Genomic DNA, 24,528 nt, shown 5'->3' on the forward strand with positions numbered 1-24,528 from the left:
GGCCGACTCCAATCCGCCGAGCGGGGTCGGCTCACGTTGCCAGCCGCCAGGGCGGGACGGGTGCGGCAGGCGGAGCACGCACAGCGCCGTGCTGCGGGCCAAGCGCACGGGCGGTCTGTGACGGCCTGCCGCAATGGCGGCGACGCCGCTGGACCGAACCTCCAGTACTCCAGCCGCATTTCGTGTTCAGAGCTGAGCCGTCGCTGGTCGTGGCTTTGGCAGCCAAAGGGGCCCAGGCGGTCGTGGACCGGCAGGGCTGGCAGGCCTGGCAGGGCCAAGGTGATGTGACGGTGCCAGGAGGTGATGTGTATGACGTGACAGTGGTCCAGGCCGGCACCGTACGTGGCGACTTGGAAGCTTTCGTGGCCGCAAAGCCTTCTATGATTCGGACATGCCATCGCACAGCGTCGCCCCGGTCGAAAGCGTGCCGCCGCGTGGCCGGGCCACCGCCGCCGTCGACCGGGTGGTGACCGGGATTTCTCTGTGGTGGATGGCCTCTCCCATTACCTTTGTGCTTTCTGTGTTCATCTCCGTTCAGTCGCGCGATCCCATTTGGGCGCGGGTCTCCGGTGCCCTGTTGGCGGCAAGCATGGGCGGCGTCGTGGCAGCGCCCGCCATCGGGCTCGTGTTGGCGCTCGTCGGGCGGCGCTGGCGAGCCCGTCGGCGCTTCGCCGCCATGGCAGCCGTGTCCGCTGCCGTGATCATCCTGCTCCTGCTCCTCTGGGAACTCATCCGCGAGTGCCCGGACGGCTATCACTGTTAGTGCTCCCGCGGCCGACCAGGTGATGGCCACCGCGGCGGGCCGGTTCGGCCAGGCCCGCGAACCCGCGCCACAGCACGGGCGTTCGTGGCAGAACAGTGCGGTGATGCGGATGGTGCTGCACCGCTTCATGGGCGAGGAAACCGGTCGCGCCCCGTAAGGTGGGCCGTTAACCTCCGCCGGAGCGCAATGAGGTACGACACGCGACCGCGCAGGGAGCCAGGCATGGAGACCGAGGGCACGCGAACCGACCGTTTGGGCGTACTGCTCGACCAGTTCGACCACGCCAGGGAGATGGCCCAGGTGCGGCTGACGGGGCTCAGCGACGAGGAGTACCTGTGGGAGCCGGTGCCCGGTTGCTGGTCGATCCGGCGCCGGAGCGAGGCGGCGACACCCAGGGCGTTCGGGCCGGCCCAGTGGGTGCTCGACCTGGGCGCCCCGGACATCCCGTCGAACGAGTACGCCGAGGTTGCCCGGCAGACAGCCGGCGGCATGACCGTCGCCAAGATCGCCGACGACTGGAGCGTGAGTGTCGAGCGAGTCGAGGAGATCCTCGCCCACACCGGTGCGCCGGAGCCTGACGAATCGCCGGTCACGACCATCGCGTGGCGGCTGGGGCACCTGCACTTCTGCTTCGCGGGCGGATGGGAGTGGACCTTCGGTGAACGGCGGCAGGAGCCGAAGCTGCTGGTCGACTTCACCCCCTCCGCCGCCTTGGCACTCGAGCGGTTCTGGGCGCTGATCGACCGCTGGCGCGACAGCGTCGCCGCCATCACCGACGAGCAGCTCGACACGGTCGGCTTCTCGCAGTACCCGTACGGCTCCGACCCCGACGACCCGTTCATCGTCGTGCTGTCGGGGGCCAACCTCGAATTCATCCACCACATGGCCGAGATCGCGTTGCTCCGCGACCTGTGGCGGGCCCGCTTCACCACTCCCGGGTAGGCCCGGGCGCGCATGGCGTTTCCGATCCAGACACGGGTGAGCGGTTCGTAACCTGCGGCGTGAGCTTGTCAGTTACGCAAGCGCCACGGCAGGAACGTCGAGGTGCTGGCCGACCCCTTCGGGCGGATCAGCTGGGCCTCGCTGGCCCTGCCTGGGGCCACCCATGACCTGACCGCCACGTCCTCGCGCTTCACCTTGCCGCGTCAGCGTGAGCTTGAGCTTGAGCTTGAATAGGCTCAGTCTGCCGGAATCCAGCGGCAGCACTCCGCTGCCGACACAGCGGCTGGAGTACTAGGCGGCGAAGCCCACGTTGGTGACGTACTCGTACTGGCCCCACTGGGAACCGAGGTCCACGATCTTCTCCACCCATGCGTCATCCAGTGCCTGGGCGTCGTCGTTCGCCCAGGCTTCCACTACACGGTCCCACTGACGCACGTTCAGGCTCCGGTATCCCACCACCCGCTGGCGCGGGCGGGGCACCTGGGACTGGTTCAGCGGATGGATTTCCACGCGTGTGCCGCGGCCTTCAGCGTTGAGGCGGCCAAGGAGGTAGCGGGCCACGTTGTGGCGGCGCACCGCCCGGTAGGCGGTCTCGATGAGGTGGAGGTTCTTCTTCGAGGGGATGCGTTTGCCCTGCAGCCATGCGTTCACGGTGCGGTCGGTGACGGTCAGGCCCGCCTCGCGGGCAGCGGCGCGCGCATGGTCGGTCCGAGTCAGATAGTGCAGACGTGCCAGCAACCCGCGGCGCGCCGTGACCGGGGTGGTGATATAACCGGCGAGGACGTCGAGCTGGCGGGCAACCGCCTCATAGCCCTTGATGCCGCGGGCACCGAACTTACCGAACTCGATGTTCCTTTCCGGCATTTCGGTGTTTCCTCCCGCGCTTTCATTCCCCGCCGATGCGTTCTCCGCCGGATTTCCGGAGTCCCAGGATATCGTAACTCGGGTTCATGAGCGGCGGGTTGAGGGTCGTTTCCTGCGGATACCGGTCATGCCGTTGTGATGTCTCCGGCAGCCCGAGTTCCCGCTCTGCAGGCCGCAGTGCCGGCCCAACCGGGAAGCCCGTTTTCCCGGCAAACTGGCCTGAGTTGACGCCTGTATGGGACGGATCCGTTTCCCGGTCGGCTGCGTACACGTCCCCGCCTTCATTCACAGATTCGCGGACGCCTGCGAACGGATCAGGTGCGTCCAATCGGGGCGGCACTTCCTCGTCGACGAGGACGAGCATGGGCTGGCCGGGGCTCGCACATCATCGTGACGACGAACCGGCTCGGGACGCCTTTGCGATTGTTGCCGTCCTGACAGTGAATGACGTCGCCGCCCTGCTCCCAGAACGCCTCCCCGGCGCGGATCACCCGCTCGGGCTCTCCCTCCAGCTCGAACAGCATCTCGCCCTCCAGCACATAGCCGAAGGCCGACGGCGGAAAGTCGATCGGCTGCGTCACAGATGGCCGCCAGCGCATCCCGGAGCGCGGACACCCGTCCCGCTGGCAGCCCTCGACGGCAGCCGCCTCGTCGCCCACGGCACGCGGTCAGCCCCGAGCGGGCTGACGAGAAGCGCACGCAGCGAGTGTGCCGCCAGCCCGCCGTTTTCAGGCTGGTCTGCCGGGAACCGTCCCGCAACCGGTATCCGGCCTGGCCCCACGACCAGGGCGTACGCGGTGCCGGCCGGCCCAGGCCGGAGGTGTGGGATCCGGTGCGCGCGGCGCAGCGCTTGTGAGGCGTACGGTGGTCGAAAGCGACGCGTTTCGACCGTGGGCGCGGGCGATGCAGACCGCCGCCGGCATCGGCGTCGGCACAGCAGGACTGGGGCTCGGCCCGGTTCGGCCCGTGTGATTCGTACGCAGTGCCTCCGCACACAACGGGACGGCAGGTCTGCCCGGACGCCCTCGGAACTTGAACGCTCGACGAAGGGTGCGCCATGAAGTTCACAGTCCTGGGGGGCAGTGGTCTGATCGGCAGGCAGGTGGTCCAACTGCTGTCAGCGGCCGGCCACGACGTCGTATCCGCTTCGCGGTCCACCGGAGTCGACGTGATCAGCGGCAAGGGCCTGGACGAGGCTCTCACGGACGCCGACGTGCTGATCGACCTGACGAACTCCCCAGTATTCGATGAGTCCTCGATCGAATTCTTCGAAAGGTCGATGAGCAACGTCGGGGCCGCAGCGGAGGCGGCCAGTGTCCGCCACCACGTGATTCTGTCGATCGTCGGCGTGGACCAGGTGCCGCGGCTCGACTACTACCGCGCCAAGGTCACTCAGGAGAATCTCCTCGAGAACGCGGCGACGCCGTACTCGATCGTGCGCGCCACGCAGTTCTTCGAGTTCGTCGAAGCCATCCTGTCCTGGACCACCGAGGGTGACACCGTCCGCCTGCCGACCACCCCCTTGCAGCCGGTGGCCGGCGCCGACGTCGCCGCGGCGGTCGCAGCGGCCGCCTCCGGCAACCCGTTGCAGGGCATCCGCAATGTGGCGGGCCCTGAGGTCTTCCCCCTCGACGAGCTGGGCCGGATCACTCTGGCAGCACGCCCCGACGGCCGCCACGTGGTCACCGACAACGAGGCGGGCCTGTTCGCCGTGGTCACCGGGGACGTACTGACCGCACCGGAAGGCGCCGACCTCGCCCCGACGCACTACAGGGACTGGCTTCAGCAGCCGCAGCCGAACGCGCGCTGACGCCGTCATCAGGGGAGGCACACGGTCGGGCGTCATCGTTCCTGAGTTCCGATGACGGACATGGGCGCCGGTGCGGGCCGTTGACGCCGCCTGTGGCTGGGAAGTCGCTCCCGGGGGTGCACAAAGACCTCGCCATTGATCAGGTGACTTCGAGTCCGCCGTCTACCGTGAGCACTTGGCCGGTGAGCCAGGCGGTCTGCGCATCGGCGACGGCTATGCCTCCTGCTCCGGCGCATCGCGCGCGTACCCGATCCTCAGGAGCTGGGACAACAGGTCGGCACGGCGAAGCAGCGGGTCGACCACGTCGTATCTGACCTGTATGCGTTCCCCGGCGGGCTGGACGCTTCCGACGGAAGCCTCTCTGTGCCTGCGGGAGCACGCCGGGAAGCCGTCTGATTCGTGATGACGCGCAGCCATCCCAACTGCCTCCTCGCACAACGGATGAGCGCAGCCGCGGCCTCCACCCGTCGGCCGCGTCTCGCCATGTCGGGCGTACGACAGGGGGTTTGCCTCTGCCCCTGGGACACCTGGTGCCTGCAAGACAACTGATCCTTCCCGACGGTTGTGCTGTCCCGGCAGGCAGAGCTCTCCCGCGCGTTGTCGGAGGCAGACCGCAGCACCGGATTTACCCGGCGGAGGGCAGTGCTCTCTGCCGGGATCCGGCAATGTTCGGCCCGCCTGGCTGCGCGCCAAGAACCTGTCAATGCCGCGTAAAGAACCTGTAGGTTTCCAGCGGTGTGCCGGGAAGTCTGGTCGGCGGTTCGAGGGCAACTCTGCTCGCCGATCGGGGGTTTGGTCATGGTGCTCGTCGTGGTCTTCGGGGTGGCGCTGCTGATCGCGGTGCTGCTGTCGGGCCTTGCGGCCCGGACGGTGTTGTCGACAGGTGGCCGCGTGGCCGACCCGCAGAAGGTTCCGGCCGCCAATCGTCGACGGCCACGGTCGGGGACCGGCCCACGGATGTCTGGATCACGCATCGAGGGGTGTCTGATGGCTGCCGGAACCAGGCCGTGAGGTCTTGAGGTTCCGCATGGGAGCTGGCTTGGTCACGGTGCGGTGGCCGGGGACGCGGCACCACGGGGAGAGGACAGCCATCGCCCGCAGGGCCGTCGACCCAGGCAGACGAGGAGTGTGCACCGTGATCGACGAGCTCCGGGTTATCGGTTGGTCGGTACTCGCCCTGCCTCTCGCCATCTCCGCACTGCGCGCCTGTGCTCCCCGACGAGTCAGGAAGCACATCAGTCCGTGGGGTATCCGCGACGGGGAGTCGCACTGCTGGTGTTCTGGGCGAGCGGAATGGTCGGCCCGCCGGCCCGGTGGGGCGGGCTGAATTCCGAGGACAGCACCTTCCATTCCGAGGACAGCGCCTTTCTCGCGTTCCCCGCGCAGTTCGGGTTGATGATGTTCGGGAGCGGGGCTGATCTGCGGCTCGCAGCTCGGCGAGTGGTTCTACCGGCAGACCAGGAGGTCACGGCACCTCACGAGGCGTGGGGCCGTGACGGGCGGCCGCACGGCCCGCAGTCCACCGGCTGACTCAGCCTGTCCTCCACCTCCACCGGGTGTCGATCCGCTCCCACTCCGCGGCCCACTCCGCCAGCCGGCGTCGCTCCAACCCCGAACGCGCCGCCCGGACGGCACCCCACACCAGGCCACCCGTGCTCGCTGCCGCCAGCACCCCTCCCGAAACCGCGTGGAGCCGGGCTTCCCCCTCGGTCAGGGGCGCGGCGGTGATCCGCCCGTTCTGGTCTGTCCACACGGTGACCGAGCTCCCGGCCCGGGTCCTGGGGGGCACCCTGGCCTCGTCCGTACGTGTCGAGCCGTCCGCCTCGGTCCAGCGCACCGCCGCCCACACCCGGTGATCGGTGGTGGCCCCCGCGGGCGGCCGGTCGGCCGCGTCCTCGACGAGTACGGCCGGGACCTCACGGCGCTCCGTGCGCTGCCGCTCGGCGGACCGTTCGACCGCGGCGACCGCGACCAGCCCCGCGATCAGGCCACCGATCAGGACGATCACCCAGCCGGCAAGCACGACCCACGCCTCGATGACGTCGCTGCGCCGCTTGAGCGGATTCCGCCGCCACCGCCACAGCCGCACCCGAGCACACCGTGACCCAGTCATCGACCGACACCCCCTCGAAGCACCAGGAGCACACATCCAGTGTGCTCCCGACGGCGTCTGCCGCGTATGTCTCGCGTCAATGTCCTCGCCTGCCCGCCACGGGTGTACGACGCTGAGTGCAGGGACGTTTTCAGCAGATGAGGAGCCCGCCGTGCGCGCGCGTGACCTGGCGGTTGGATACGAGACGGTGAGCGTCGACAGTGACGCCATGGACGCGGCCCGGCTGATGGCCGAGCACAAGCTGCCAGGTCTGCTGGTGCTGGACAAGCAGGGTGAGCCGAAGGCGATCCTGCCCGGCTCCCAGATGATCAAGGTGCTGGTGCCCGCCTATGTGGTGGAGGATCCGACGCTCGCCGCCGTCGTCGACGAGAAGCACGCCGACCGGCTGTGCCAGGCGCTGAAGGGCCGCCGCGTCGGGGACTGCCTGTCGAGCAAGGCCGAGCCGCCGCCGATCGCGGACCCGGACGACACGGCGCTGGAGGTGGCCGCGCTCATGGCCCGTGTGCCGCAGCCCGCTGGTCGCTGTCACGTCCAAGGACAAGGCCGGGACGCACCTGCTCGGTGTGATCACCGCGTCGCACCTCCTGCATGAGCTGCTCGGCGCCGCGGGGCCGTCGGCCACCACGTGACCGGCCTGTGCCCCGCACGCCTGCGGGCTCCTCTCGGCCGGAAGCCTGAAGGATCCCGCGCCACACCACACCGTCGATCCGACAGCCGAGACGATCCAGCACCGACATGCCGCACCGCAGCGTGCCCGACTCCAGGGGCCGCCGGCCCCCCTGTTCGAGGCTGGTGCCACAGCACCGGATGGGCCGCCAGGATCCGCGGGTCTGCCGCCACCACCCAGTGCCAGGCCGGCGAGGTGCTCTTCCGCTGGGCCGCGCCCGGCCAGGGCATGTCTCTTTGGTGGGTTGATCAGTTGACCGGATGTGTCTGTCCGGTTAGTGATCACTGATGCGATGTGGGCTCGGATCGAGCCGTAGAGCCGCCTGACCCGGTCCGCGGGCGGCGGTGGGCCGACCACCGCCGCACCCTGGAGGCCATCGCGTGGAAGTACCGCACCTGTCCGCCCTGGCGGTACTTCCCGACGAGCTCGGTTCTTTCCAGACCGCTCACAAGCGGCTGATCGGGTGGGCCGTGGACGGCACCTGGACGAAGATCCTTACGGCTGTGCCGGCGGCGGCCGACGCTGATGACGGCCCGGACTGGACCGTGTCGGTGGACTGCCCGGTCGTGCGGGCGCACCAGCACGCCGCCGGAGCACGCAAAAAGAGGGGGCCGCAGGCCGCGACGAGCCGGACCATCACGCACTCGGACGCTCCCGCGGCGGGCTGAGCAGCAAGGTCCACCTGGCCGCGGACGGCGGCGCACGCCCGATCGCCTTCGCATCCTCATCTGGGCACGACGCTGACCAAAGCGATAGAACCTTGCCATGCCAAGCTTCGAGGTCACACCGATAGGTACAGTCCGGAACAACCGGACGGACGTCCAGGACACGGACAACTGGGGTGCCGTCCGCAGCACGATCACCATCGACGAGCGCTTCGGCGAGGCGTGCCTCCAGGGTCTGGAGGGCTTCTCCCACGTGGAGGTCCTCTTCATCTTCGACCAGTTCCCGGAACACGACGACTACCGCGAACCCCGCCCCTACCGCGGCCGCTCCGACCTCCCGCCCGTTGGTGTCTTCGCCGGCCGCGGCCCCCGCAGACCGAACCGCATCGGGGTGACGTGCTGCGCCATCGAATCCGTCCACGGCCGCGAAGTGACGGTGGTGGGCCTCGACGCGGTCTCCGGCACCCCGGTCATTGACCTGAAGCCGACGATGGCGGAGTTCCGCCCGGTGAACATCAAGCAGCCGGAATGGGCCAGCCGCCTGATGTCGGAGTACTTCCAGCCGTAAACGGCCCCCCGCCAACCTGCCCGCCCGCACCGCCTCACCCTAGGACAGGTCACGAATGCGGCTGGAGTACTGATCGGACAGGCATGTCCGATCAACTGACCGCCCGGCCTAAGCCTCGATCCACCGAGTGACTCGCGTCCTGTGGATGAGTAATCAAGAAGAGGTGCCTGCTGACCTGCGATGATGGGAGTTCTGACGCTTCCAGCACGCACAATCAGCAAGGCACCTCGTAGATGCAAGTTTCCCACACTCCAGCAGCGGTCTCCGCTGTGTTCGATGACCCGAATCTGATCGCACATGCCGGGCTGGTCCCGGTGATGCGGCTGGCCGAGCGGTGCGGCCTGCCGCGACTGGTGGCTGCGAAGGTGAAGCTGACCGGAGCCAGGAACGGTGCGGGGGCTGCGGCGGAAGCCAAGGTCACCAGCATCGTGGGCGGCATGGCTGCGGGCGCGGACAGCATCGACGACCTTCACATCCTGCGGCACGGTGCGATGCCGGCCGTGTTCGCGGGTATCCGCGCCCCGTCCACGCTGGGCACCTTCCTTCGCGCGTTCACCCACGGTCACGCCCTCCAACTCCACGCCGTCCACCGCAGATTCCTGGCCGCGCTGGCCGCGCACACTCCACTGCTGCCCGGCTCCGACGCGATGGCGTTCATCGATGTCGACTCCACCCACAAACGCGTCTACGGCCGGACCAAGCAGGGCGCCGAGTACGGCCGGTTCAAAGGCATCCGCACCCTGCACCCTCTCCTCGCCACGATCTGCACCCCGCACGCGCGGCCGGTGATCGCCGGGGTCCGGATGCGACGCGGCAAAGCAGCCGACTCCCGGGGCGCCCCGAAATTCGTGAGCGAGGCCCTGGCCACCGCCGTCGAGGCCGGCTGCACCGGCATGCGCATTCTGCGGGCCGACTCGCAGTTCTACAACGCCGGGGTGATCGCCGCCTGCCACCGGGCCGGAGCCCACTTCTCGATCACCACCGGCATGAACCCCTCCATCAAACGAGCCGTCCACAGCATTCCCGACGACGCCTGGCAACACATCAGTTACCCGACCGCGGTGCCCGACCCCGAGACCGGTGAACTCATCTCGGACGCCGAAGTCGCCGAGATACCCCAATACAGCGCCTTCGCGAGCCGCAAAAGGAGCGAGCGGGTCACCGCCCGGCTGATCGTGCGCCGCGTCCGTGACCTGGCCAAACCCGCCGTCATGGGTGAACAGGGCGAGCTGTTTCCCGTCTGGCGCTACCACCCCTTCTTCACCGACCAGCCCGCCGCAACCCTGCAAGCCGAGCGGGAACACCGGCACCACGCGGTGGTCGAGCAGGTCATCGCCGACACCAAAGCCGGCGCCCTGACCCACCTGCCCTCCGGGCACTTCCACGCCAACGCCGCCTGGCTGACCCTGTGGGCGATGACCTACAACCTGCTGCGGGCCACCGGTGCACTGACCTCGCCCTTCCATACCAAGGCCACCACCGCCACCCTCCGCAGCCACCTGGTTCAGGTCCCGGCCCGGATCGCCCGCTCCGCACGACGCATCACCCTGCACCTGCCACACAACTGGCCCTGGCAGCACGCCTGGACACACCTCTTCGACACTGTCCACGACCCACCCGCACCGGCCTGATCCCCCCTGACCACCCCGCCCGCCAGGGCCCGACCGGAACCGAACCCGTGGAAAAGCTGGGCAGACCAGCAGCTACAACCTGCCCATCCACGACCACCGACCGAAACCAGCCCACAAAACGACCAAGAGATCATCTTCAGAGCGCGTCGGTGGATCGAGGCTAAGAGACACGCCCTAGCCGCGGCTCAGGCGGCAGGGAACGCGTGACCGTGGGGGCGTGGCGGAGTTTCGGGACGACGGTGGGCAGTTGGCGGCCGGCGAGCAGCCGTGCTCCGGCGGCGGTGATGAACGGGCCGAACGCGACGGAGAACCAGGGCAGTTGCTGTTGGACCTGTCCGGCGACGGGCTGGACGGCGAGGCCGAAGATGCCGAAGAGGGCGGCGAATCCTGTGGTCATCGCATGGCGGCGAGCGCGCGTCCCACGGCGGTGCGCACCGATCGGTTGCTCGCCGTGTCCAAGCGGCAGCCCCAGCCTCGCAAGAGGCGATAGACGGTGTCGACCTCCCGGTCCACGATCTTGGGGGCGAAGACCGTGCGGGCCAAGCGCAGCCGTTCGAGGCTGAGGAACAGGGCCTCGTCCACGGGCGCACAGCAGTTCCGCCGCCGACGGCAGGGGCGCCGCCCCGGCGAGCACCCCCGCCGGGGCGGCGGGCAGCGCCCGCGCAGCCCCCCTCGGCCGAGCCGGACAACCCCCGCTCTACGCGCCCGGCCCCCGGCCCCGCGGCCGCTCGGGACCCGAGCGGCGAAGGTGCGCGGGCTGCCCGGTGGCGCCGGGTGCGGCGCCCTGGCCCGGGACGGAGGGCGTGCCGGGCGTCGCGCGCGGTGTCGTACCGGGCGTCGTGCCGGGCGTCGTGCCCGGCGTCGTACCCGGTGGCGTGCCCGGTGTCGTCGAGCGGGCCCTGGCCGCGGCGGCCGGTCCCCGCTCCGGCTGCCCGGCCGGCGTCATCAGCCCCGCGGCCAGCGCGTCGATCCGGTCAAGGCGCTCGCTCCACTCCGGGCCCATGTGGGTGCGCAGCTTGTGCTGCACGGCGCGGAAGTCGGCGCTCTCCTTCGCCGTCCAGGGACGCGAGCGCTCCGTCTCGACCGCTGCGCGCAGGCCCGGCTCGCTCTGCCACCGGCCGGCAGTGACCGTGTTGGTGTAGCGCGGCGCGCCCTCGCCGCGGCGGAAGACCGCGACCTGGTCGGCCGGCCGGGCCACGTCGATGCGATCGGCAAGGTCGAGGATGCCCCGGTAGGACTGGTCCGCGTTGGCCTGGACGGTGAGCCGCCCGTGGCCGCGTTCTGCGACCTGCTCGAAGTAGCGGTTGACGATGCCCTGGTCGCTCTGCGCCTGGGACACCGCCAGGAACATCGCCTCGACGCGGAAGCCGGCCTGACGGTACGCCAGCATGGTCCGCTCCACCGCCACCGCGTCCTGCGAGGTCTCCTGGATGACCGCGTTCAGCCTGTGCTCGCGGACGTACTCGTGCGCCTTGGCCATCCACGACCTGCCGTCCGCCCGGGTGTACGCCGCCATCAACTTGTCGTCCTGCGCCAGAAGTTCGTCGTAGCGCGGGTGGAAGGGCTTGTACAGATCGCTGTCGACGTCGACGAAACCGCCGCGCTTGTTCAGCACCTCGGCGACCATGGCGGTCACCCTGCTCTTGCCCGCCCCGGGCTGGCCCACCAGGAACACGACCGCCGGCGTCTGCTGCGGCGTGCGGCCGGACAGCAGATCCGGGACGATCTGCTCGCTGAAGATACGGCGGTTGACCGCCTCGGGCAGCAGGTAGCGGGCGGCATCTCCGGGAGCCGTCACCGTCGGACCTCGCGGATCTGCCGGGCCAGCTCGGTCATCTCCCGGCGGGTGCGGGCGATCGCTGCGTGATCGGCGGGGTCCAGGCTCTCCCGCAGACGCTGCACCTCGCGACGGCCGGCGATGGCTGCGGCGATCGCCTGCGCGTCGGGCTCGGGCCTGGCCTCCTCGGCGGCGATCCGCGCGCTGTAGGCGCCGACCACGCCGTTGACGGCCTCGATCGCCGCCTCGTACGCGACGGCCTCCTCACTGTCCCACTCAAAGCCCCGCATCTGGCCGAGAACCGACGGGTTCTCCCCACTCGCACTCGCACTCATCACGCGTCCCCTCTCGTCACCGGTCTGTTCACCCGTCAAGTCGCTGATCCCTTTGCTGCCGGTTCCATGCACAGCCCACCCGTTGCCGGCCGAGTCCCCCGGTAAGGGATGCAACGCAGCGTGCGGGGGCACGCCGCGGGTCTGAAGCAGGCTCCACAGGCCCGGCGGATGAGGTTGCGGAGGGACATGACTTCACCGCGGAGCCGGATTGGGCTCAGGTGTATGCCGCCCGGTCGGCGGCGACCGGGCGGAAGCTGAACGTGGACGACGAACTCGCGGCGGCACTGTACGGCGGCCACCGCGGCGAGTCCCAGGCCCAGGACGGCTACCGACTCGACGACCGACGGGCCGGTGGGATCGTCGAGTTGCCGGCCCGGCGCAAGGTCTGGCCGTGCCGGGCACGGTGATGTTGACGTATTGGCCGGGCCAGGGATGCGATCCATCGCCCGATACGGCTATTTCGTGACGTTTCCTCACGAATGGATGGTGCGTGGGCGCACATCCCTTACAGGAGGGCCGCGCCGGCCAGTCTGCGCGGGCGCCTACGTCGGCCGACCGGGAATGGTTGCAGCGGATCACAGTGACATCCATCACGTCGGCTCCCCCCATCAACGTGGTCGGGTAGTACATGGCGGCTGGGCGATATAGGCAGACTTGCCGCCCGGAAACAGACATACGGTGCGCTTGGCCCGACGGCATGCGCCCGCCCCCCTGGCTCACACCGCCCGCCGTGCACAGGCGGCCTCCTGACACAACGCCAGACCCCGGCGCGCTCTGGTACGCCGCGTCAGCACACCCGCGCGCCCGATTCAAGGGCGCTGGGGACTACGAGGCCGGGTAGTAGAAGTGCTCGTTGCCGCCCGCTGACCCAGCTTTTAACAATGACGGCCCCAGAACGCGTCACCGCAGGTCAGGCACGGCATCCCCGCCGAGCCGACCCCACCGGGGCGCACCCGCGACGACCGAGCGAGGCCCGCATGAACAAGCACCGCAGGAAGACGCGCCACCGGCAGATCACCATCGCTGCCCTCGCGCTGAGCGCGCTGGCCATACCGTCCGCCGCCATGGCCTGTATGAACGACCCGGCCGCCGCCAACGCCGCCACGCCCCCCGGCCCGTGGCAGAACGCGTCCCTCAACCAGCCGGGGACGGCCGGCGAGCAGCCCCTCCCGCCCATGCCCACGGCGCCGCCCGCACAGGACGCCACCACACCCGCCTCGAACGCACCCGCCGCGCCCACCGCGTCCCCGAGCTCCCCCGACGCCGAGGCCCCCGCATCCGGTGCCGCAGACCGCATCGTGACCCTGGTCAACAGCGAGCGCAGCAAGGCCGGCTGCTCCCCCGTGACGCTGAACGAGAAGCTCTCCAAGGCCGCCCAGGACCACAGCGCGGACATGGCCAGCCACCAGAACATGTCGCACACCGGATCCGACGGCTCGGACCCGGGGACACGGATCACGCGCGCCGGCTACAGCTGGAGCACCTACGGCGAAAACGTCGCCTACGGATACTCCAGCCCCGAGCAGGTCATGGCCGGCTGGATGTCCAGCCCCGGCCACAAGAAGAACATCCTGAACTGCGGTTTCAAGGAGATCGGCGTCGGCCTCGCCCAGCCCGGCAACTACTGGACACAGGACTTCGGCACCGCCCGCTGAGCACCCGCACCGGCCCTGACACACCAGGGCTGCATCCCCGGCCCTCCCGGCTCCCAACACCGTTTGCCTGTCACGGTGTTGGGAGCCGGGAGGGCCGCCGCGCGCGGGTAAAGCGGCCGGCTCCTTCAGGCTTGGCGCTCCGGTTTGGTGACGCGGAACGCGAACTGGCCGCAGAAGGTGAGCTTGCGCAGGTTCACCAGCGCTGTCCGCCGCCCCGTCTGCTCAGCCCAGCGGTCGATCTCCGTATTGAGCGGGGACTCTTCGTTCCAGTACCGCCCGTAGGTGCTCTTCCGCCCGCCGTGGTAGGCCCGCATGATCAGCGACACCCCGTCCAGGGAGGGCCGGATCTCCTTGAGGGCGAGCCCGGCCTCCTCCAGAAGGACCCGGAAACCGTAGGGCGTGTAGTTCCACAAGCTGAAGGAGTGGTACGGCTCGAACTGGGACGTGCTGCCGATGAACAGCCCGCCCGGCCGCAGCACCCGGCCGACCTCCGCCAGCAACTCCCGCGGATGCGCAACGTGCTCGAAGACCTGGTGCGAGTAGACCAGCGGCACGGTGTCCGAGCCGAAGGGCAGATGGATGCCGTCGAAGTGAACCACCGGCCCACCGTTGCCTGGCCGGTGCTGCGCGGCCTCCGGGGAATCGCGCACGTCGACCCCCACCCACCGCACCGCCGGATCGTGTCGCTTGAACAGCGCGACAGAGGTGCCCCGGCCGCACCCCAGGTCAACCACCCGGTCAGGCGCGCCCGGCGAACTCATCACCTCATCCAGGTAGTAACGCGACGTGACCTGACGGGCGTGGTCGTCGGGAATGCAGTCATACAGGAGGTCCCACAGGTTCGCCATGCCCTGAGGCTACGAACACCCAGCCCGGGCAGGCCGTGAGCCCGCCCGGCGTTTCGCGGCAGCCCCCTCAGGCGGCCGCCCCCTCCGTGAGGGAGCACCCCGGCGCGGCGCGCACCGCCGCGCCGGATGCCGCAGTGGCGCTAGCCGAGCATGCGGTCCAGGTTGAAGGCCGCGCTGATCAGAGCGAGATGAGTGAAGGCCTGAGGGAAATTGCCGCCCTGTTCGCCGGTGCGGCCGATCTCCTCCGCGTACAGGCCCAGATGGTTGGCGTAGGTGAGCATCTTTTCGAACGCCAGGCGCGCCTCGTCCAGCCGGCCCGCGCGGGTGAGCGCCTCGACGTACCAGAACGAGCAGATCGAGAAGGTGCCCTCCTCGCCGGGCAGGCCGTCCGGGCTGGCCTCGGGGTCGTAGCGGTAGACGAGGGAGTCGCAGACCAGGTCCTCGCCCAGCGCGTCCAGCGTGGCCAGCCACTTCGGGTCAGTCGGGGAAATGAACTTCGCCAGCGGCATCATCAGCAACGATGCATCCAGAATGTCGCCGTCCTCGGACTGGACGAAGGCGCCCCGCGCCTCGGACCAGCCCTGGCGCATGATCCGACGGTAAATCGCATCGCGGGCGGCGCCCCAGCGGACCATGTCGGCGGGCAGGCCGCGGTGGCGGGCCAGCCGCATCGCGCGTTCGATCGCCACCCAGCACATCAGCCGCGAGTACAGGAACCTCTTGCGGCCGCCCCGGGTCTCCCAGATGCCCTCATCGCTCTGGTCCCAGTTCCCGCACACCCAGTCGACGAGCTCACTGATCCGCTCCCAGTGATCACTGGAGATCGGTTTGCCCCACTTGTCGTACAGATAGAGGGAGTCGACCAGCGCCCCGTAGATGTCCAGCTGCAGCTGGTCGACGGCGGCGTTGCCGACCCGCACCGGCGCCGAGCCACGGTAGCCCTCCAAATGGGGCAGCACCTGCTCGGGCAGGTCACGGCGCCCGTCGATGCCGTACATGATCTGCAGCGGGTCAGCCGCGCCGGGACCTTCGTCCGCCCCGGACATATCGAGGCGGACGTGTTCGGACAGAAAGCCCATGAATGCCTCGGCCTCGTCGGTGAACCCCAGCCGGAGCAACGCGTACACGCAAAACGCGGCGTCGCGGATCCACACATAGCGGTAGTCCCAGTTGCGTTCGCCGCCGATGTTCTCGGGCAGGCTGGTGGTCGGCGCGGCGATGATCGCACCGGTCGGGGCGTAGGTGAGCAGCTTCAAAGTCAGGGCGGAGCGGTGCACCATCTCCCGCCAGCGGCCGCGGTAGCGGGACTTCGACAGCCATCGCCGCCAGTAGGCGACGGTCGCGTTGAACTCCCGCTCCGCCTCCGCCACCGCGCAAAAACGCGGACCTACGTCCCCGCCGACGCGGTCGATGGTGAAGACCGCGGAGGAGCCCTCGCTCAGCTTGAACAGCGACCACACATCCGGCCCCGCGACCTCGAAGGGCACCGTGGAGGTCAGCGCCAGCCGCAGCGAAGACGACACGAACACGACCTGGCCGGCCTCGGCGTGCACGGTGTGCTCGGCCCGGCCGTAATCGAAGCGGGGGGCGACGCGGGCGCGGAAGGGCAGCGTTCCGCGCACACACACCACACGGCGGATCAAACGGTGCCGGCCCGCCTCACGGGACTCGTCGACCACCGGCATGAAGTCCTGGATCTCGCCCACCCCGTCCTCCGCGAAGAAGCGGGTGATCAGCACATTGGTGTCGGGGAAGTAGAACTGCTTGGTGCGGGCCTCGACGTCCGGGGCGAGTTCGAAGGATCCGCCCCGGTCGGCATCCAGGATCGAGGCGAAGACGCTGGGCGCGTCGAAACGCGGACAGCAGTACCAGTCGATGGTGCCGTTCGTGCCGACCAGAGCAGCGCTGCGCAGATCACCGATCAGACCGTGGTCGGAGATCGGCAGATAACGGGGCGCACCGGCACCCAAGGGGCCACCCGGGCCTCCGCGTGCCCCGCTCCTCGTAGCAGCCTCAGCAGCCGTCACAGCCCTCGCATCAGTCACACCAGTAATGCCACTCGCATCAGGCACGCCAGGCACATCCGGCACGCCAGTCGTATCAGCCACGTCAGCCATACCGGCCTCCCTGAACCCACGCCCGCGCCGCCCCCTTCGACTCCAGGCTAACCAGTCAGGGCCGCCGCAGCCCGCGCTCACCGGGAATGGACCACGGTGCGGGGCGCGGCAGGGGCAGGAAGAAGCGGCCGCGGGGCCGGGGGGCACCGCGATCCGGCGGCCGCAGCGGGCGGCCGCCGGGGGCGGGACGGCTGCCCGGCCGGCGGCAGGCGGGCAAAACGCCCCGACGGGCACGTGGGCGGGTCGGTCCACCGCGCCCGGCCTGGGCTTGGGCATCGACTATGGGCTGCTGGTCGTCTCGCGGTTCCGCGAGGAGATCGCGGCCGGGCACGCCCCGAGCCCGGCCGCGATGCGCACCGTGCACATCGCCGACCACACGATCGTCTTCAGGGCCGCGACGGTCTGCGCCGTGGTCGCGACCGGGGCCACGGCGGCGCTGACCGTCCTGCCGGCCCTGCTCGCACTGCTCGGAGGGCGGGTGAACGCCTGGCCCTTCCGGGGACGCCGCCGCACCCGCGTGGGTGCGGCATCTTGCTGGTGGCAGGCCCTGCCACGCCAGGTCGTACGCCGCCCGCTGCTCGCCGCACTGCCGGTGACCGGCCTGCTGGCGGTGTGCGCCGCCCCGCTCACCACACCGCCGCCCATCGCCGCGTCCCCTGTTGGGCGAAGCTGAAAATGCCGAAGGGATGTCGACAACGGCGGACGAGCAGGCCCCGCTCGTGTGGTCCCTGGCGGTTGTGGGCAAGATGCGTTCTGGTCGGCAAGGTGTCGGCAGTTCAGGCAGGCCGCATGAATCGCCTCACCGCGAGGCCTTCGCATGTCATCTTCGCGCCAAGTCCGTGGCGGGAGCGATGACCCAATGGTTACTTCTCAGAACCCGGTCCGCGAACGTCACGTCGCATTCGGCGATGAGCCGGAAACCAAGAGATCGGCAGATGCCGTTCGAGGCCCCGTTGCTCGTTGCCGGGAACGCGTGCACGTCGCCCCAGCGGTCCTCGTCCCGAGCCAGTTCGAGCAGGGTACGGACCGCCAGCTTGCCCAGGCCGCGCCCCTGGAACTGCGGCAGGACCATCCATCCGATCTCCGACATGAGCCCGTCGCCGGTGTCATGGGACCAGATGGTCACCGACCCGGCCACCACGTCGGGTGTATCCGGATCAGGGACGATCATCTTGATCCAGGCGTCATCGGCCGCCGCCTCCAGGGCATCTCGACGCACTTTGTCTTCCATGCCTTCAGGCGGCAGTGGTCCGCCGAGGTGAGCCATCATGGCCGGATCACACCGCATCCGGACATAGGCGCCGACGTCGTCCGGCGTGACATTGCGCAACTGCACCGAATCCTCCTTACTTCACCCGGGATGCTCACATGATCCAAGGGGCCGGTCATCAGCGGCAGTTACTCCGCTCGTGCTGCCGGAACCGGCCCGTCCTCCGCAGCTTTCCACGACCTGCACAGCCCGGGCTGTGCAGTCGAGGACTTCGGGACTGGGTGCTCGGCGCGGAAGTGCCGAGCAGCCGCGCGGCATCCCGCACTCGACACTCACCGAGTCCCGCATTCCCGCTCAGGCAGCACCCCTGGAACCAGAACCCGAACCGGAATCCCGGCACCACGGCAACGGACACAGCGACGGGGTGAAGGCCGTTGAAGACCTTCACCCCGTCGAGTAGGGCGCCGCAGTCCGAGCGTCAACAATCCGTCCGGTCCACCGGCAAGAGCGGGTCAGACAGCGTCACCGCCGTCACCAACCCTGATGCAACCGGCACCATTACCACTCTTCACCACCTCCGTCCCCGCCGCCCATGTCGGTGCCGCCCTCCTCGGAGCCACCCATGTCGGTGCCGCCCTCCTCAGAGCCACCCATGTCGGTGCCGCCCTCCTCAGAGCCACCCATGTCGGTGCCGCCCCCCTCGGAGCCACCCATGTCGGTGCCGCCCTCCTCAGAGCCACCCATGTCGGTGCCGCCCCCCATGTCGGTGCCGCCCTCCTCAGAGCCACCCATGTCGGTGCCGCCCTCGGTAGTACTGGTGCCGTCCTCGGCACCCGAACCGGTGCCGTCCTCGGTACCCATACCCGTGCCGTCCTCGGTACCCATACCCGTGCCGTCCTCGGCACCCGTACCCGTGCCGTCCTCGGCACCCGTACCCGTGCCGTCCTCGGCACCCGTACCCGTGCCGTCCTCAGCACCCGAACCGGTGCCGTCCTCAGCACCCGAACCGGTGCCGTCCTCAGCACCCGTACCCGTGCCGTCCTCAGCACCCGAACCGGTGCCGTCCTCAGCACCCGAACCGGTGCCGTCCTCAGCACCCGAACCGGTGCCGTCCTCAGCACCCGAACCGGTGCCGTCCTCAGCACCCGAACCGGTGCCGTCCTCAGCACCCGTACCCGTGCCGTCCTCAGCACCCGTACCCGTGCCGTCCTCAGCACCCGAACCGGTGCCGTCCTCAGCACCCGTACCCGTGCCGTCCTCAGCACCCGTACCCGTGCCGTCCTCAGCACCCGTACCCGTGCCGTCCTCAGCACCCGTACCCGTGCCGTCCTCAGCACCCGTACCCGTGCCGTCCTCAGCACCCGTACCCGGCTCTTCCTTGGGCTCCTCCTTGGGCTCCTCCTTCGGCTCCTCCTTCGGCTCCGGCTTCGGCTCCGGCTTCGGCTCCGGCTTCGGCTCCGGCTTCGGCTCCGGCTTCGGCTCAGGCTTCGGCTCAGGCTTCGGCTCCGGCTTCGGCTCAGGCTTCGGCTCCGGCTTCGGCTTCGGCTTGTGCGGATCCTCCTTCCAGTGGTCCTTGTCCTTGTAGTCCCAGTGGCGGTCGTCGTGATGCTTGTCCCAGTAGTAGTGGTTGTGGGTGTCCATGAAGTAGTACTTGTGGTGGTCCTTCCACACGTAGTACGTCTTGTAGTGGCCATCCCAGTAGTACCGGTGGTGCTTACCCCAGCAGTAGTGCTTCTTGTACTTCCTGTCCCAGTGACGCTTGTGCTTCTTGTCCCAGCAGTAATGCTTGTGATGCTTGCCCTTGCCCCCGGCAGCAATAGCCGCCACCGACGCCTCGGCCGCCGGCGCCGCCGTAGCCGCGGCAGCCGGCAGGACAACGCCCCCGGCCACCACCACGGACGACGCCACCACCGCGGCGACACTGAGCCGACGCCCGGAACCGCCACTACCGCGCTTACGGATCACACGAGTCATGTTTTTCTCCTCCTGATAGCGAAAAGTGATTTCCACATACTCGGGCGCCTCGTTTTCTTTCCGGTCTTTCCGGTCTTTGCGTCGATCCGGTCTTTCCGGTGAGGCCCGCACCACCAGTAGGCCCGAAACGGACAACACGGTCACGTTCCGGAAACTCGGGACTTGACACACTCAAAAACAACAAGTAAAAGCCCCCGCGATAACGCAGCAAAAACCGCCCCACCACGACCGGCGCCGCATCCGACCCCGGCACCACCGCGCCAGCGCCTCTCCGGACTGCGGCTCAAGTTGTGTGGTGTGGTCGCACTCGCCGCGAGCCGGCGGTTGCGGGACTCGAACGTGAAGTTGCGCAAAAAGAGAGGGACTTGATGGCATCGGTCCCACCGACACCGACCACGACGGCACCCCGGCAAGCTTCCGGATGCCACTCAGGAAAGCCCAAGGGCGGCAGACTCACCCTCGACCAGCAGCAGCCCAACAAGGTCAAAGGCCGCACCGTCCTCCATGGGCCTACGGTCACGTATCTATCCAGTTAGTTACGGAATGGATGCACCCTCATGGAACACCGCGCCCTGGGCGGCCAGGGCCTGACCGTCGGAGCCCAAGGCCTCGGCTGCATGGGTATGAGCGCCTTCTACGGCGCCACCGACGAGACCGAGTCGTTCTCCGAACTAGATGTGCGCCAGGGGCCTGCTGGCCCAGTTGCAGCAGTTCGAAGCGGACAGGTTGGGTCGTGAACGGGTGAATGTCTGCCCCGGGGAATGCACCCGCTGGCGGTAACTGCTCCCTGAACAAAGGCGGCCACGGGCGTAGTTTCGAGGTTGCTGGCGAACTGCTGGTCCATAGGGAACGCGTGCGACGTCGGCAGGTACCTGTTGTCCCTGCCCTTGATCACTTCGGTTTCCGGCCGCTGGGCACTCACGGTCCTACGTGCAGATACGCCGCCCACAGACTCGGAGTGGCGGGGTATCGGTCGCTCAGTTCTTGAATCGCTCCGTGGAGTGCGCGTGCCGCTTGCCCGATGTCCAGGGCTCCGCCCTGGCTCGTGCGCAGACGTGTGTACGTGGCTTCGCACACCTCCGCCGCGATGGCGTCCGCCACCGGCCAAAGCGTCCCGATCACCTGTGGGAACCCCGCGGACTGGAACGCCGCCGAGAGGTGGATCGCCTCGTCCATGAGCGCGCCGCTGAACGATGCCGTGGAACAGGCCGACAGGTAGGCCAGCCGGGCTCGGGGCAGGTGCAGCCGCGAGACGTCCCGTACGGTGAGCGGACGCGTCTGGTAGTCGTGCAGTAGTAGCCGACTTTCCGTAGGGTGCGCCGAGTCGTAGCGGCCGTGGCACGCGAAGTGGACGATGCCGTACGACGGCAGCGCCGACCGAACGGCATCATAGGTGGCGGCCGATCCGATCAATTCGGTCGCGTCAGTCAAGCAGACCAGCGATTGGACCTCGTCGCGGGCGGCCGGCAGTGGTGGCTCACCCGGCGTCTCGGGCATGGCCACGACGAGCACGCGGGCATCGGCGTCCGGCAGCTGAGAGAGGGCCTGCGTGCGGCGCAGAGCGCGCGTGGTCGAGGTGTATGAGAAGACCGCACGATCCAGCGCCCGGTCTCCGCTGTCCGACATTGCCGCGTGGAGGGGAAAGCAGGCCAGTGGCCCACTCGGCGAACACCACAGGCGCGGCAGCAGGTGGGTCGGTGCCGCTTCGGTGAAGCGGAGCCGGTCAAGCACGGGACCCACGACCGCCGTCCAGAGCCAGGCCAGTGTTGCCCGAACCGTGTCCTGAGCGGCCTTTTGTTCCCGTAAAGATACGGCGGGCTGATGAAGGATCTCCAGGGCGGTGAGAAATTCCGATGCCTTCTCTGTCGTCGACCGATCCGTCAAGAGGGGGAGAGGCAGCGGATCAATGTGGCCGTCGGGGTGCAACAGGAGGGCGCTGCCGCCGTGTGCGCTCGCGCTCAGCAGGGCGACGGGGCCGTCCACACCGGGATGAAGCGGCATGCCCTCTTGCTCGGGCCTGCTGAGGAAGTCGGCGAAACCTGGGAGTGCACGGATTTCGGCGAGCACCGTGTGCCAGCCGTCGGTCAGCCGCCGCCGTGCGTCCGCGACGGCGCCGGGTATCGGCGGATCGGAGACGGCCCGCCACCCGAACGACTGGGTTGTCGCAGGGCCAGGCACCATGTCGGTGCCGGGATGATCGAGTAGTTCGCGCAGTTGCTCGAAACGGTTCGCCAGGTGCGGTGCTCGCTCGCGCAGTCTGGTTGATTCGTCCCGCTCCTCCAGTTCCTGGGCCCACAGCACACCCCGGCCGGCTTCCAGCAGCCGGACGGCATCCACCGGCCGCCCGGCTCGTACGGCACACGCGGCGGCGTCGGCTGCCAGACCGCTGACCGTACTCAGGCCGTGTTCCTGGTCGACGCGGCGCAGCGATCGGGGTGCGAGCTGCGGTAGGAGATCAATGGCCAGCGCGTAGGCGTCGGTCGCGCCATTCCAGTCCTTGGTTACGGCCAGTAGCTGCCCCCATCGCTGTGCCGCGCTGAGCCGGAGGGCCGGCCGCGTGAACTCGCTGAGGGCGGTCGTGCGGAAGCAACTCGCGGCATGGTCCTGCACTCGCCGACTTTTCCGCAGCGTAGCGTGCAGCAACAGCACGTCGCCCAACTCGGCCGCGTAGACGGGATAGTTGTCGGGACCGCTCCGTACCGCATCCTCCAGCAGTTCCTGTGCCTTCAGGACCAGCAGCCCGGCTGAATAACGCTTCTTCACACGTGGCCAGTCACGTAGGCGTCGTCGACGAGCCCTGGGACCGACGGTTGAAGGCGCCAACACGCGGAGGGCCTTGGTGGTGAGCATGAAGGCGAGCGCGCGCAGTAGCTCGGGATAGGTGACACTGCTCAGCGGGGTCCGCTCCAGTGCCTGCCAGGCCACGTCGATTGCCTCGTCCGTGAGCGCGTCATCATCCTTGGCTCGTAGAAACAAGGTGTGCGCCCGCGTTGTGAGGGCATCCGCACTCTCTGGTGCCGACTCGACCGCCCTGAGGCTGAACTCGGCCGCCTGGTCCAGATCCTCTTCCGCGGCCGTGCGCTCGTACCGCAACAGCAGGTGCAGGGCGAGTGCTATGCAGCTGCGAGTGCGCACTTCCGACCCGAGCGGCGCGGCTTCCACAGCAGTCTTCAGCACGGTGATCGCCTCGTCGAGGTCCGACAGGCCGCCTCCTACCTCCGGGGGAGGCCACATGTATCAACCTCTGGGCGGTCCCGACGAGCATCCAGTCGAGGAAGTACTCGCGTGCCCAGGCGCGAATCGGTGCATGCGAGCGGAGGTGCCCGCATGGGGTGCTCGGATCACTGATCCCGTGTGCAGCGTCTATGATCGGCCACTTACCCGTGTCAGGATCGGATCTTGAATGCCATCCTGGCCGAGCTGGGCAAGAGGGTGGCCGAGCGCTGGCTGTCGCTGCTGGTGCTGCCGGGGGCGCTCTATCTAGCGGTCGCGGCGGCGGGGGCGGTGGTACTGCGGCATAGCGGCTGGTACGACCTGGTGATGCTCGCCGACTACCTGAACCGGGTCGCTGCCCGTCGTCGGGGAATCGGGCAGGTGGTGCTGATCAGCGGAGCGATGCTGCTCGGATCTGCAGGCGTGGGCTTGGTGGCGCAGGCGGTGAGCGGCGGCGTGGCACGGTTGTGGCTCGCGGCAGGGCGCGGGCCTCTGGGGCGTCGACTGACCGGTTGGCGCCGGAAGCGCTGGCAGGCTGCTCACGAGGCGTACCAGAACGCGCTGCTGGAGCGTTACCGCCGGCAGCAAGGGTGGGGGGAGGGGGGCAACCGCAGCCCGCTGCCGGACTCCGCTCGGCTACTCGTCGTACGCAACCGGATCTGCCTTGTCGAGCCGGACCGGCCGACCTGGATGGCCGATCGGATGCGGGCGGCCGGTGAGCGTGTGCACCGAGCATACGACCTGGACCTGACGGCAGCGTGGCCGCGGCTGTGGCTGTGCATGCCCGATATGGCGCGCGCCGAAATCGCGACCGCTCAATCCGCCTTCGCGTCAGCATCCCGGTTGGCCGGTTGGGGTCTGCTGTATCTGGTGCTCGCGGTGTGGTGGTGGCCCTCTGCCGTGATCGCGTGCGTGACTGTGGGCGCGGCCTGGCAGCGCGGCAGGGCGGCGACGGCCGCCCTCGCCGAATTGGTGGAGTCGGCGGTGGACCTGTACGGGCGGGACCTGGCCCAGGCGTTGGGACTGTCGTGCCCGGATGAGTTCACGCCCGACCACGGGGCGTCACTGACCCGCATGCTACGCAAGGGCGTCTAACCTCACGAAGCTCTGCAGTCTCCTTGCTGGTCGCGGCGTAAAGCTTGACTGTGCTGTGGCCGCTGTCGACGGCGGCGACTGTCAGCTGGCGAGCCGGGTAACCGCAAGTTGGCCATTGCGCCCTTCGCGTAGCTGATGACAGGTCAGGTCGTCACGAGTGCCCGGTCGACTGCTGCATTGCGGGACCTGAGACTTCGCCGCGAATGCGGCTACACCACTCGGCGGAACATGATCCAGAGGTTCGCGGAATCCTGGACGACCGGCGACAGGAACCCGGACTG

23 protein-coding genes and 2 pseudogenes are annotated in these 24,528 nt (G+C 68.9%); 12 read left to right on the forward strand and 13 right to left on the reverse strand.

Translation table 11 applies throughout. The annotated features are described in order from the left end of the window. Positions 1 to 391 precede the first annotated feature (391 nt). Positions 392 to 763, forward strand: a complete 372-nt coding sequence (locus C4B68_RS02395) for a hypothetical protein (RefSeq protein WP_099506736.1) — start codon at positions 392 to 394, stop codon at positions 761 to 763. Between the two features lie 222 nt (positions 764 to 985). Next, the gene (locus C4B68_RS02400) at positions 986 to 1,705 is read left to right on the forward strand and encodes a DinB family protein (protein WP_099506735.1); all 720 of its coding nucleotides are present in this window, start codon (positions 986 to 988) and stop codon (positions 1,703 to 1,705) included. Positions 1,706 to 1,996: 291 nt separating this feature from the next. On the opposite strand, the gene C4B68_RS02410 is transcribed toward C4B68_RS02400, so the two are convergent. Genes C4B68_RS02410 through C4B68_RS02415 form a run of 3 tightly spaced genes read right to left on the reverse strand, consistent with a single transcriptional unit; the run spans position 1,997 to position 3,150 of the window. Continuing rightward, a complete protein-coding gene (locus C4B68_RS02410; RefSeq protein ID WP_099506734.1) occupies positions 1,997 to 2,569 on the reverse strand; it encodes a transcriptional regulator in 573 nt (190 codons plus the stop codon). Positions 2,570 to 2,591: 22 nt separating this feature from the next. Further along, positions 2,592 to 2,840, reverse strand: coding sequence for a hypothetical protein (locus tag C4B68_RS42390; RefSeq protein ID WP_206337143.1), 249 nt, complete (start codon positions 2,838 to 2,840; stop codon positions 2,592 to 2,594). A gap of 43 nt (positions 2,841 to 2,883) precedes the next feature. Next, positions 2,884 to 3,150: a cupin domain-containing protein gene (locus tag C4B68_RS02415; RefSeq protein ID WP_373682292.1), complete on the reverse strand. Its 267-nt coding sequence runs from the start codon at positions 3,148 to 3,150 to the stop codon at positions 2,884 to 2,886. Between the two features lie 476 nt (positions 3,151 to 3,626). Between C4B68_RS02415 and C4B68_RS02420 the strand changes: the two genes are divergently transcribed. Further along, on the forward strand, positions 3,627 to 4,379 hold the full coding sequence (locus C4B68_RS02420) for an SDR family oxidoreductase (RefSeq protein WP_099506733.1): 753 nt from the start codon (positions 3,627 to 3,629) through the stop codon (positions 4,377 to 4,379). Between the two features lie 798 nt (positions 4,380 to 5,177). Continuing rightward, positions 5,178 to 5,390, forward strand: coding sequence for a hypothetical protein (locus C4B68_RS02430; protein ID WP_099506731.1), 213 nt, complete (start codon positions 5,178 to 5,180; stop codon positions 5,388 to 5,390). A 520-nt stretch (positions 5,391 to 5,910) separates the two neighbouring features. Here C4B68_RS02430 and C4B68_RS02440 read toward each other — a convergent pair. After that, positions 5,911 to 6,492, reverse strand: coding sequence for an Rv1733c family protein (locus C4B68_RS02440; RefSeq protein ID WP_099506729.1), 582 nt, complete (start codon positions 6,490 to 6,492; stop codon positions 5,911 to 5,913). A 151-nt stretch (positions 6,493 to 6,643) separates the two neighbouring features. Here C4B68_RS02440 and C4B68_RS02445 point away from each other — a divergent pair. The 4 genes and pseudogenes from C4B68_RS02445 to C4B68_RS02460 all read left to right on the forward strand — a co-directional run bounded on the left by C4B68_RS02445 (position 6,644) and on the right by C4B68_RS02460 (position 10,023). Continuing rightward, positions 6,644 to 7,121 (forward strand): annotated as a pseudogene (locus tag C4B68_RS02445) (CBS domain-containing protein). A gap of 300 nt (positions 7,122 to 7,421) precedes the next feature. Next, positions 7,422 to 7,904: pseudogene (locus C4B68_RS02450) on the forward strand (IS5 family transposase); the annotation flags it as partial. A gap of 20 nt (positions 7,905 to 7,924) precedes the next feature. Continuing rightward, entirely contained in the window at positions 7,925 to 8,392 is a 468-nt protein-coding gene (locus C4B68_RS02455; RefSeq protein WP_099506726.1) for an SAM-dependent methyltransferase, read from the forward strand. Between the two features lie 233 nt (positions 8,393 to 8,625). After that, on the forward strand, positions 8,626 to 10,023 hold the full coding sequence (locus C4B68_RS02460; RefSeq protein ID WP_104879951.1) for an IS1380 family transposase: 1,398 nt from the start codon (positions 8,626 to 8,628) through the stop codon (positions 10,021 to 10,023). A 160-nt stretch (positions 10,024 to 10,183) separates the two neighbouring features. On the opposite strand, the gene C4B68_RS02465 is transcribed toward C4B68_RS02460, so the two are convergent. The 4 genes from C4B68_RS02465 to C4B68_RS02475 all read right to left on the reverse strand — a co-directional run bounded on the left by C4B68_RS02465 (position 10,184) and on the right by C4B68_RS02475 (position 12,135). After that, positions 10,184 to 10,420, reverse strand: a complete 237-nt coding sequence (locus C4B68_RS02465) for a hypothetical protein (protein ID WP_240634146.1) — start codon at positions 10,418 to 10,420, stop codon at positions 10,184 to 10,186. Next, positions 10,417 to 10,605 (reverse strand): hypothetical protein, encoded by a 189-nt coding sequence (locus C4B68_RS42880; protein ID WP_240634148.1) that lies wholly within the window; start codon positions 10,603 to 10,605, stop codon positions 10,417 to 10,419. Before C4B68_RS42880 ends, C4B68_RS02465 begins: the two co-directional genes overlap by 4 nt. A gap of 115 nt (positions 10,606 to 10,720) precedes the next feature. Further along, positions 10,721 to 11,821 carry a zeta toxin family protein gene (locus C4B68_RS02470; RefSeq protein ID WP_099506445.1) on the reverse strand — a complete coding sequence of 367 codons (1,101 nt, stop codon included), beginning with the start codon at positions 11,819 to 11,821 and terminating at the stop codon, positions 10,721 to 10,723. Further along, entirely contained in the window at positions 11,818 to 12,135 is a 318-nt protein-coding gene (locus C4B68_RS02475) for a hypothetical protein (protein WP_206337064.1), read from the reverse strand. Before C4B68_RS02475 ends, C4B68_RS02470 begins: the two co-directional genes overlap by 4 nt. 260 nt (positions 12,136 to 12,395) lie before the next feature. Between C4B68_RS02475 and C4B68_RS41655 the strand changes: the two genes are divergently transcribed. Together C4B68_RS41655 and C4B68_RS02485 are read left to right on the forward strand one after the other, a co-directional pair. Then, complete coding sequence (locus C4B68_RS41655; protein WP_167458991.1) at positions 12,396 to 12,542, forward strand: hypothetical protein; 147 nt, start codon at positions 12,396 to 12,398, stop codon at positions 12,540 to 12,542. A 570-nt stretch (positions 12,543 to 13,112) separates the two neighbouring features. Then, the gene (locus C4B68_RS02485) at positions 13,113 to 13,790 is read left to right on the forward strand and encodes a CAP domain-containing protein (RefSeq protein ID WP_099506442.1); all 678 of its coding nucleotides are present in this window, start codon (positions 13,113 to 13,115) and stop codon (positions 13,788 to 13,790) included. Between the two features lie 125 nt (positions 13,791 to 13,915). Here C4B68_RS02485 and C4B68_RS02490 read toward each other — a convergent pair whose 3' ends face one another. Together C4B68_RS02490 and C4B68_RS02495 are read right to left on the reverse strand one after the other, a co-directional pair. Then, positions 13,916 to 14,638: a methyltransferase domain-containing protein gene (locus C4B68_RS02490; RefSeq protein ID WP_099506441.1), complete on the reverse strand. Its 723-nt coding sequence runs from the start codon at positions 14,636 to 14,638 to the stop codon at positions 13,916 to 13,918. 140 nt (positions 14,639 to 14,778) lie between these two features. After that, the gene (locus tag C4B68_RS02495; protein ID WP_240634150.1) at positions 14,779 to 16,608 is read right to left on the reverse strand and encodes a glycoside hydrolase family 15 protein; all 1,830 of its coding nucleotides are present in this window, start codon (positions 16,606 to 16,608) and stop codon (positions 14,779 to 14,781) included. Positions 16,609 to 17,023: 415 nt separating this feature from the next. On the opposite strand from C4B68_RS02495, the gene C4B68_RS41660 reads away from it, so the two are divergent. Further along, positions 17,024 to 17,428, forward strand: a complete 405-nt coding sequence (locus C4B68_RS41660; protein ID WP_167458992.1) for an MMPL family transporter — start codon at positions 17,024 to 17,026, stop codon at positions 17,426 to 17,428. A 147-nt stretch (positions 17,429 to 17,575) separates the two neighbouring features. On the opposite strand, the gene C4B68_RS02505 is transcribed toward C4B68_RS41660, so the two are convergent. The 3 genes from C4B68_RS02505 to C4B68_RS02520 form a co-directional block, all read right to left on the reverse strand. Then, positions 17,576 to 18,091 (reverse strand): GNAT family N-acetyltransferase, encoded by a 516-nt coding sequence (locus C4B68_RS02505; protein ID WP_099506438.1) that lies wholly within the window; start codon positions 18,089 to 18,091, stop codon positions 17,576 to 17,578. Between the two features lie 432 nt (positions 18,092 to 18,523). Beyond that, a complete protein-coding gene (locus C4B68_RS42885; protein ID WP_240634151.1) occupies positions 18,524 to 19,939 on the reverse strand; it encodes a serine-rich family protein in 1,416 nt (471 codons plus the stop codon). A 918-nt stretch (positions 19,940 to 20,857) separates the two neighbouring features. Next, positions 20,858 to 23,116, reverse strand: a complete 2,259-nt coding sequence (locus C4B68_RS02520; protein WP_167458993.1) for a CHAT domain-containing protein — start codon at positions 23,114 to 23,116, stop codon at positions 20,858 to 20,860. Positions 23,117 to 23,338: 222 nt separating this feature from the next. Here C4B68_RS02520 and C4B68_RS02525 point away from each other — a divergent pair, with 222 nt between their 5' ends. Next, the gene (locus C4B68_RS02525; RefSeq protein WP_099506436.1) at positions 23,339 to 24,247 is read left to right on the forward strand and encodes a hypothetical protein; all 909 of its coding nucleotides are present in this window, start codon (positions 23,339 to 23,341) and stop codon (positions 24,245 to 24,247) included. Positions 24,248 to 24,528 lie beyond the last annotated feature (281 nt).

The organism is Streptomyces dengpaensis, from assembly GCF_002946835.1.
Taxonomy (GTDB): Bacteria; Actinomycetota; Actinomycetes; order Streptomycetales; family Streptomycetaceae; genus Streptomyces; species Streptomyces dengpaensis.